The 8,792-nt window shown below is 73.7% G+C and carries 9 protein-coding genes; all 9 read left to right on the top strand.

Going from position 1 to position 8,792, the window contains the following annotated elements; all coding sequences use genetic code 11:
• The first annotated feature begins 173 nt into the window (after positions 1 to 173).
• Entirely contained in the window at positions 174 to 1,070 is an 897-nt protein-coding gene (hpnC, locus tag ACWDNY_RS26520; protein ID WP_451648307.1) for a squalene synthase HpnC, read from the top strand.
• Positions 1,067 to 2,017, top strand: coding sequence for a presqualene diphosphate synthase HpnD (hpnD, locus tag ACWDNY_RS26525; RefSeq protein ID WP_451648308.1), 951 nt, complete (start codon positions 1,067 to 1,069; stop codon positions 2,015 to 2,017). The genes hpnC and hpnD overlap by 4 nt, the downstream gene beginning before the upstream one ends.
• A 74-nt stretch (positions 2,018 to 2,091) precedes the next feature.
• Complete coding sequence (locus ACWDNY_RS26530; protein WP_451648317.1) at positions 2,092 to 2,160, top strand: hypothetical protein; 69 nt, start codon at positions 2,092 to 2,094, stop codon at positions 2,158 to 2,160.
• The gene (gene hpnE, locus ACWDNY_RS26535) at positions 2,157 to 3,584 is read left to right on the top strand and encodes a hydroxysqualene dehydroxylase HpnE (protein ID WP_451648309.1); all 1,428 of its coding nucleotides are present in this window, start codon (positions 2,157 to 2,159) and stop codon (positions 3,582 to 3,584) included. The genes ACWDNY_RS26530 and hpnE overlap by 4 nt, the downstream gene beginning before the upstream one ends.
• Positions 3,584 to 4,714: a polyprenyl synthetase family protein gene (locus tag ACWDNY_RS26540; protein ID WP_451648310.1), complete on the top strand. Its 1,131-nt coding sequence runs from the start codon at positions 3,584 to 3,586 to the stop codon at positions 4,712 to 4,714. The genes hpnE and ACWDNY_RS26540 overlap by 1 nt, the downstream gene beginning before the upstream one ends.
• Positions 4,715 to 4,831: 117 nt before the next feature.
• A complete protein-coding gene (gene shc / locus ACWDNY_RS26545) occupies positions 4,832 to 6,877 on the top strand; it encodes a squalene--hopene cyclase (RefSeq protein ID WP_451648311.1) in 2,046 nt (681 codons plus the stop codon).
• Positions 6,877 to 7,518: a phosphorylase family protein gene (locus ACWDNY_RS26550; RefSeq protein ID WP_451648312.1), complete on the top strand. Its 642-nt coding sequence runs from the start codon at positions 6,877 to 6,879 to the stop codon at positions 7,516 to 7,518. The genes shc and ACWDNY_RS26550 overlap by 1 nt, the downstream gene beginning before the upstream one ends.
• 5 nt (positions 7,519 to 7,523) lie before the next feature.
• A complete protein-coding gene (gene hpnH, locus ACWDNY_RS26555; protein WP_451648313.1) occupies positions 7,524 to 8,546 on the top strand; it encodes an adenosyl-hopene transferase HpnH in 1,023 nt (340 codons plus the stop codon).
• 4 nt (positions 8,547 to 8,550) lie between these two features.
• Positions 8,551 to 8,792 (top strand): flavodoxin-dependent (E)-4-hydroxy-3-methylbut-2-enyl-diphosphate synthase (locus ACWDNY_RS26560; protein ID WP_451648314.1); only part of this gene is annotated, 242 nt, incomplete at its 3' end.

Below are 8,792 nucleotides of genomic sequence, written 5' to 3' on the forward strand. Positions count from 1 at the left end.
TGGGGAGATAATGCGCGACACCTTCCGTCGTGGCCGCCGTGCGACGGCCGGGCGGCGTGTCCGGAACAGCCTGTATTGGGTCGGCAGTGTAGAACGGGAGATGTGACGGCAATGGCTACGGAAACTCCCCAGCTCAACGCAGCACGCGCCGTCCCCGGGCCGGGCAGCGCGCGGTGACGGGCACCGACACGGCACGCGACGCCACGCGCGCCACCCTGGACAAGGCCGCCGGTGAGAACTTCCCGGTGGCACCGTTCTTCCTGCCCGCCGCCTGGCGCGCCGACCTCATGGCCGTCTACGGCTTCGCCCGCCTGGTCGACGACATCGGTGACGGAGACCTGGCCCCCGGCGGCGCCGACGCCCGCCTGCTCGGCGTGCCGGCCGCGGAGGCCGGTGACCGCCTGGTGCTCCTCGACGCCTTCGAGGCCGACCTGCGCCGCGTCTTCGACTCCACCCCGCGCCATCCGCTGCTGCGCCGCCTCCAGCCCACCGTCCGCCGCCGCGCGCTGACACCCGAGCCCTTCCTCGGCCTGATCGCCGCCAACCGCCAGGACCAGTCCGTCCAGCGCTACGAGACCTACGACGACCTGCTCGCCTACTGCGCGCTGTCCGCCAACCCCGTGGGCCGTCTGGTCCTCGCCGTCACCGGCACCTCCACGCCCGAACGGATCCGCCGGTCCGACGCGGTGTGCACCGCCCTGCAGATCGTCGAGCACGTCCAGGACGTCAAGGAGGACCTCGGCCGCGACCGCGTCTACCTGCCCGCGGCCGACATGAAGCGCTTCCACGTGCAGGAGGCCGACCTGGCCGCCCCCAGCGCCGGCGCGTCGGTGCGCGCGCTGGTCGCGTACGAACTGGAACGCGCCCGGGAACTGCTGAATGAGGGCGCCCCCCTGGTGGGTAGCGTCCACGGCAGGCTGAAGCTGTTGCTCGCGGGGTTCGTGGCGGGGGGACGGGCGGCGATCGGCGCGGTCGCCGCCGCCCATTACGACGTGCTTCCCGGCCCGCCCAGGCCCGGCAGGGTCCGGTTGCTGCGCGAGGTGGGCGTGACCCTGCGAGGAGAGGGGTGATGCGGGCCGTGGAGCCGGCACCGCACGTGTCCGCACCGGTACTCGCCGCTTACAGCTACTGCGAGGCGGTGACCGGGACGCAGGCCCGCAACTTCGCCTACGGCATCAGGCTGCTGCCCGCGCCGAAGCGGCGCGCGATGTCGGCGCTGTACGCGTTCTCCCGGCGCGTGGACGACATCGGTGACGGGGCTCTGCCGGACGACGTGAAGACCGCCCGGCTGGAGGACACCCGGGCCCTGCTCGCCCGCGTCCGCGCCGGCGCGGTCGAGGAGGACGACACCGACCCCGTCGCGGTGGCGCTGACCCACGCCTCGCGGACCTTCCCGATCCCCCTCGGCGGTCTGGACGAGCTGATCGACGGCGTCCTGATGGACGTGCGCGGACAGACGTACGAGACCTGGGACGACCTGGAGGTGTACTGCCGCTGCGTGGCCGGGGCCATCGGGCGGCTCTCCCTCGGCGTGTTCGGCACCGAGCCCGGCGCGCGCGGCGCCGAGCGGGCGCCCGAGTACGCCGACACGCTCGGTCTCGCGCTGCAGCTGACCAACATCCTGCGCGACGTCCGCGAGGACGCCGCGGGCGGTCGCACCTACCTGCCCGCCGACGACCTCGCGAAGTTCGGCTGCGCGGGCGGCTTCCACGGCCCGCGCCCGCCGCACGGCTCCGACTTCCCCGGCCTGGTCCACCACGAGGTCCGGCGGGCCCGCGCGCTGTTCGCCAAGGGCTACCGGCTGCTGCCCATGCTGGACCGGCGCAGCGGCGCCTGTGTCGCCGCCATGGCCGGCATCTACCGCCGCCTGCTGGACCGCATCGAGCGCGAGCCCGAGGCCGTGCTGCGGGGCCGCGTGTCGCTGCCCGGACGCGAGAAGGCGTACGTCGCCGTGCGCGGCCTGTCCGGGCTGGACGCCCGGCACGTCTCGCGGCGGTCCGTCCGGGGGCGGGCATGACGGGCCGGGCCGCGGCGCGGCACCGGGCCGGCGGCGGACGGCGGGCAACCCTCCGGCGCCGGGTGGCGTCCCTGATGACGGCGACGGCCGGCCGCGGGGCACCGCACCGCCACGGCGGGCGCCAGGGGGAGGGCGCACGATGAGCGACGGCACGCGGCCGGCAGGGCCGCCCACCGGCCCGGCGGAACCGCCCGGACGGCACGCCGTCGTGGTCGGCGGCGGGCTCGCCGGCATCACCGCGGCCCTCGCGCTCGCCGACGCCGGCGTGCGCGTGACGCTGCTGGAGGGCCGGCCCCGTCTCGGCGGGCTCGCCTTCTCCTTCTCACGCGGCGACCTGACCGTCGACAACGGCCAGCACGTGTACCTGCGCTGCTGCGCCGCCTACCGCTGGTTCCTGGACCGGATCGACGCGACCGCGCTCGCCCCGCTGCAGGACCGTCTCGACGTGCCCGTCGTCGACGTCACCCGGCCCGCAGGGCGGCGGCTGGGCCGGCTGCGGCGCGACGCCCTGCCCGTCCCCCTGCACCTGGGCCGGAGCCTGGCGACGTACCCGCACCTCACCCTCGCCGAACGGGCCCGGGTCGGCCGCGCCGCGCTGGCGCTGAAGGCGCTCGATCCCACCGATCCGGCTCTGGACGCGCAGGACTTCGGCGGCTGGCTGGCCGCGCACGGCCAGTCCCCGCGCGCCGTCGAGGCCCTGTGGGACCTGGTCGGGGTCGCCACCCTCAACGCGGTCGCCGCCGACGCCTCCCTGGGACTGGCCGCGATGGTGTTCAGAACCGGTCTGCTGTCCGAACCGGGAGCGGCCGACATCGGCTGGGCCCGCGTCCCGCTGGGCGAACTGCACGACCGGCTGGCCCGCAGGGCGCTCGACGCCGCGGGCGTGCGCACCGGGATCCGTACCCGCGTCACCACCGTCTCCCGCCGGGCGGACGGAGGCTGGAGCGTGCGGGTTCCCGGCGACACGCTGCACGCCGACGCGGTCGTCCTCGCCGTGCCGCAGCGGGAGGCGCACCGGCTGCTGCCGCAGGGCGCCCTCGACGACCCCGGGCGGCTGCTGCGCATCGGCACCGCCCCCATCCTGAACCTGCACGTGGTCTACGACCGCCCCGTACTCAGGACGCCCTTCCTCACGGCCCTCGGCACCCCGCTGCAGTGGGTCTTCGACCGCACCGAGGCGTCGGGCCTCACCAGCGGCCAGTACCTCGCGGTGTCCCAGTCCGCCGCGCAGGACGAGATCGACACACCCGTCGCCGGACTGCGCGAGCGCTACCTGCCGGAGCTGGCCCGGTTGCTGCCCCGTGCGCGCGGTGCCGAGGTGAAGGACTTCTTCGTGACCCGGGAGCGCACCGCCACGTTCGCTCCCGCCCCCGGCGTCGGGCGGCTCAGGCCCGGCGCGCGCACCAAGGCCCCCGGCCTGTACCTGGCCGGAGCGTGGACCGCCACCGGGTGGCCCGCGACCATGGAGAGTGCGGTCCGCAGCGGTGTGAGCGCGGCGGACGCCGCGCTGCGCGCCCTGGGCCGGCCCCGTCCGGGCCGTCTCTTCGCGTTCGAGGAGGCGGCGTGATGCCCGACCGGCACGGCGCGGCGGGCCCCCGCACTTCCGGCACCGCAACAAGAGGAGTAACTGTGCCCACTGTGCCCCCGGCCTCGACGGCTGCCGAGGCGGTGGACGTGACCGCGCTCCTGGAGCGCGGCCGGACCCTGGCCACGCCGGTGCTGCGGGCGGCCGTCGACCGCCTCGCCCCGCCCATGGACACCGTTGCCGCCTACCACTTCGGCTGGATCGACGCCGCGGGCAACCCGGCCCACGGGGACGGCGGCAAGGCCGTGCGCCCCGCCCTGGCCGTGCTCTCCGCCGAGGTCACCGGCGCCGCACCCGAGGCCGGCGTCCCCGGCGCGGTCGCCGTCGAACTGGTGCACAACTTCTCGCTGCTGCACGACGACCTCATGGACGGCGACGAGCAGCGCCGCCACCGCGACACCGTCTGGAAGGTGCACGGTCCCGCCCAGGCCATCCTCGTCGGTGACGCCCTGTTCGCGCTCGCCAACGAGGTCCTCCTCGAACTCGGCACCGCCGAGGCCGGACGCGCCACCCGCCGGCTCACCACCGCCACGCGCGCCCTGATCGACGGCCAGGCCCAGGACATCTCCTACGAGCACCGCGACCGTGTCAGCGTCGAGGAGTGCCTGGAGATGGAGGGCAACAAGACCGGCGCCCTGCTCGCCTGCGCCAGCTCCATCGGCGCGGTCCTCGGCGGCGCGGACGACCGCACCGCCGACGCGCTGGAGAAGTACGGCTACCACCTCGGCCTGGCCTTCCAGGCCGTCGACGACCTCCTCGGCATCTGGGGCGACCCGGAGGCCACCGGCAAGCAGACCTGGAGCGACCTGCGCCAGCGCAAGAAGTCCCTGCCGGTGGTGGCCGCGCTCGCCGCGGGCGGAGCGGCCTCCGAGCGGCTCGGGGAGATCCTCGCCGCCGACGCCAAGAGCACCGGCTTCGAGAACTTCTCCGAGGAGGAGTTCGCGGCCCGCGCCGCGCTCATCGAGGAGGCGGGCGGCCGCGACTGGACGGCCGACGAGGCACGCCGTCAGCACACCATCGCCATCGAAGCCCTCGACGCCGTCGACATGCCCGAGCGGGTCCGGGCCCGTTTCACGGCGCTCGCCGACTTCGTCGTCGTACGAAAGAGATGATCGCTATCGGTAGGACATTCCTCGCGTAGTCGCCGGCCGGTGCCCAGGAGGTGTCGGGCGCCGGCCGACGGCGGACCCACAGCAGCACGACTCGCACGACTGCACGAAGGGGAAGCCATGACAGCGACGACCGACGGAAGCACCGGGGCCACCCTGCCGCCCCGCGCTGCCGCGGCCAGTGAAACCCTCACCACCCCGCCGGCGGCCGGGGTCCGCGAAGCCGCCGCAGACGCCGTCCGGCGCGCCACCGGCTTTCTGCTCTCCCGCCAGGACGCCGAGGGCTGGTGGAAGGGGGACCTCGAGACCAACGTCACGATGGACGCCGAGGACCTGCTGCTGCGCCAGTTCCTCGGGATCCGCGACGACGACACCACCCGCGCCGCCGCCCTGTTCATCCGCGGCGAGCAGCGCGAGGACGGCACCTGGGCCACCTTCCACGGCGGGCCGGGGGAGCTGTCCACCACCATCGAGGCGTACGTCGCCCTGCGCCTGGCCGGCGACGCACCCGACGCACCCCACATGGCGAAGGCCGCGGCCTGGGTCCGCGACCGGGGCGGTATCGCCGCCTCCCGCGTCTTCACCCGCATCTGGCTCGCCCTGTTCGGCTGGTGGAGGTGGGAGGACCTGCCGGAACTCCCGCCCGAGCTCATCTACTTCCCCAGCTGGGTGCCGCTCAACATCTACGACTTCGGCTGCTGGGCGCGGCAGACCATCGTGCCGCTCACCATCGTCTCCGCCAAGCGCCCCGTGCGTCCCGCACCCTTCCCGCTGGACGAGCTGCACACCGACCCCGCCCGCCCCGTCCCGCCGACGCCGCTCGCACCGGCGATGAGCTGGGACGGCGCCTTCCAGCGCATCGACAGGGCATTACACGCCTACCGCAGGATCGCGCCGAAGGCCCTGCGCAGGGCGGCGATGAACGCGGCCGCCCGCTGGATCATCGAGCGGCAGGAGAACGACGGCTGCTGGGGCGGCATCCAGCCGCCGGCCGTGTACTCGATCATCGCCCTGCACCTGCTCGGCTACGACCTGCGGCATCCGGTGATGCGCGCGGGACTGGAGTCGCTGGACCGCTACGCCGTGCGGCGCGAGGACGGCGCCCGCATGATCGAGGCCTGCCAGTCACCGGTGTGGGACACCTGCCTCGCCACCATCGCCCTCGCCGACGCGGGACTGCCCGCCGACCACCCGCAGCTGGTGAAGGCGGCGGACTGGATGCTCGGCGAGCAGGTCGTGCGCCCCGGTGACTGGTCGGTGCGCCGGCCCCGGCTGACCCCCGGCGGCTGGGCGTTCGAGTTCCACAACGACAACTACCCCGACATCGACGACACCGCCGAGGTCATCCTCGCGCTGCGCCGGGTGCGGCACCACGACCCGGAGCGGCTGGAGAAGGCCGTCGCGCGCGGGGTGCGCTGGGAGTTCGGCATGCAGTCGAAGAACGGCGCGTGGGGCGCCTTCGACGTCGACAACACCAGCCCGTTCCCCAACCGGCTGCCGTTCTGCGACTTCGGCGAGGTCATCGACCCGCCGTCGGCGGACGTCACCGCGCACGTCGTCGAGATGCTCGCCTTCGAGGGCCTGGCCCACGACCCGCGCACCCGGCGCGGCATCGCCTGGCTGCTGGCCGAACAGGAGACGGACGGCTCGTGGTTCGGCCGCTGGGGCGTCAACTACGTCTACGGCACCGGCTCGGTGGTCCCCGCCCTGGTCGCCGCCGGCCTGCCCGGCTCCCACCCGGCGATCCGTCGCGCGGTGGCCTGGCTGGAGAGCGTGCAGAACGACGACGGCGGGTGGGGCGAGGACCTGCGCTCCTACCAGGACCCCGGGAAGTGGAGCGGCCGAGGCGCCTCCACCGCCTCACAGACCGCCTGGGCACTGATGGCGCTGCTGGCGGCGGGGGAGAAGGACTCCGGGGCGGTCGAGCGGGGCGTCGCCTGGCTCGCCGCCACCCAGCGCGAGGACGGCTCCTGGGACGAGCCCCACTTCACCGGAACGGGCTTCCCCTGGGACTTCTCCATCAACTACCACCTCTACCGGCAGGTCTTCCCCCTCACCGCCCTCGGCCGGTACGTCAACGGGGAACCCGTCCCGTACCGGGCCGCCGGTGCGGCCCGCCCGGCCGGGAAGTCCGGCGAGCCCCTCGCCGAGGCCCAGGGGGGCTGATGACGGGCAAGCCGGCCCCGGCCCCGCTGCTGATCGCCTGCGCGCTCGGCATCGAGCACTTCGCCCTGCGCACCGGCGACCACGGCGGTGCCGGCGGACCGGTCACCGTCCTGCGCACCGGCATGGGGCCGAAGGCGGCGGAACGCTCCGTCACCCGGCTCCTGGCCGGTCCCGCCCACGCCGCGGCCGCGGTGCTGGCGACCGGCTTCTGCGCGGGACTCGCCCCGGGCATGCACCCCGGCGACCTGGTCGTCGCCGAGGAGACCCGGGACCCCCGCGGGACGGTGCCGTGCGTCGGCACCGCCCTGCTCGTCAGGGAACTCGCGCGCACCCTGCCCGGGCGCGCCGTCCACACCGGTCCGCTCAACGGCTCCGACCACGTCGTGCGCGGACCCGAACGCTCCGATCTGCGCGCCACCGGCGCGATCGCCGTCGACATGGAGTCGGCGGCCACCCTGCTCGGCGCCGTCCGGGCGGGGGCGCGCCCGGTTGCCGCCGTCCGGGTGGTCGTGGACGCCCCGGAACATGAACTCGTCCGCATCGGCACGGTGCGCGGAGGAATATCGGCTTTCCGCGTTCTTCGTTCCGTCCTACCGACTTTCTTCGAATGGCACCGTAATGTGCTGCTCCCCAGGAGGTGAGCCCGATGGCCATGCCGCTGCGCCAGTCCATCAAGGTCGCTACATACTTGGCCGGACAGAAGATGCGCCGGCGGGACAAGTTCCCCCTCATCGTGGAGCTGGAGCCGCTCTACGCCTGCAACCTCAAGTGCGAGGGATGCGGCAAGATCCAGCATCCCGCGGGGGTGCTCAAACAGCGCATGCCGGTGGCGCAGGCCGTGGGAGCGGTCCTGGAGTCCGGTGCGCCGATGGTGTCCATCGCCGGCGGCGAGCCGCTGATGCACCCGCACATCGACGAGATCGTGCGACAGCTGGTGGCCAAGCGGAAGTACGTCTTCCTGTGCACCAACGCCCTGCTGCTGCGCAAGAAGATGGACAGCTTCACCCCGTCGCCCTACTTCGCCTTCGCCGTGCACATCGACGGGCTGCGTGAACGGCACGACGAGTCGGTGGCGAAGGAGGGCGTGTTCGACGAGGCCGTGGAGGCCATCAAGGAGGCCAAGCGGCGCGGCTTCCGGGTGACCACCAACTCGACCTTCTTCAACACCGACACCCCGCAGACCGTCGTCGAGGTCCTCGACTACCTCAACGACGACCTCAAGGTGGACGAGATGATGATCTCGCCGGCCTACGCCTACGAGAAGGCGCCCGACCAGGAGCACTTCCTCGGCGTGGAGCAGACCCGCGAACTGTTCAGAAGGGCCTTCGCGGGCGGCAACCGGCGCCGCTGGCGGCTCAACCACTCCCCGTTGTTCCTCGACTTCCTCGAGGGCAAGGTCGACTTCCCGTGCACGGCGTGGGCGATCCCCAACTACTCCCTCTTCGGCTGGCAGCGCCCCTGCTACCTGATGAGCGACGGGTACGTGCCGACGTACAGGCAGCTGATCGAGGAGACCGACTGGGACAAGTACGGCCGCGGCAAGGACCCGCGCTGCGCCAACTGCATGGCGCACTGCGGCTACGAGCCCACCGCCGTCCTCGCCACCATGGGGTCGTTGAAGGAGTCCCTGCGCGCCATGCGCGAGACCGTCTCCCAGAACGACGGGTGACGCCATGACGGCCATTCCCCTGGGCGTCCCCGAGGTGCCGGCCCGGCCGGTCGCCGAGCGCCGCAGGAGCCGGCAGATCCAGGTCGGTTCGGTGGCGGTGGGCGGGGACGCGCCGGTGTCGGTGCAGTCGATGACGACGACGCGGACCTCGGACGTCGGTGCCACGCTGCAGCAGATCGCGGAGCTGACCGCGGCGGGCTGCCAGATCGTGCGGGTGGCGTGCCCGACGCAGGACGACGCGGACGC

Source organism: Streptomyces sp. NPDC003697, from assembly GCF_053587115.1.

Bases quoted from the DNA above. Each gene is read 5' to 3' on its own strand.
- hpnE (WP_451648309.1), top strand. From the start codon at position 2,157: ATGAGCGACGGCACGCGGCCGGCAGGGCCGCCCACCGGCCCGGCGGAA.
- ACWDNY_RS26540 (WP_451648310.1), top strand. From the start codon at position 3,584: ATGCCCGACCGGCACGGCGCGGCGGGCCCCCGCACTTCCGGCACCGCA.
- shc (WP_451648311.1), top strand. From the start codon at position 4,832: ATGACAGCGACGACCGACGGAAGCACCGGGGCCACCCTGCCGCCCCGC.
- ACWDNY_RS26550 (WP_451648312.1), top strand. From the start codon at position 6,877: ATGACGGGCAAGCCGGCCCCGGCCCCGCTGCTGATCGCCTGCGCGCTC.
- hpnH (WP_451648313.1), top strand. From the start codon at position 7,524: ATGGCCATGCCGCTGCGCCAGTCCATCAAGGTCGCTACATACTTGGCC.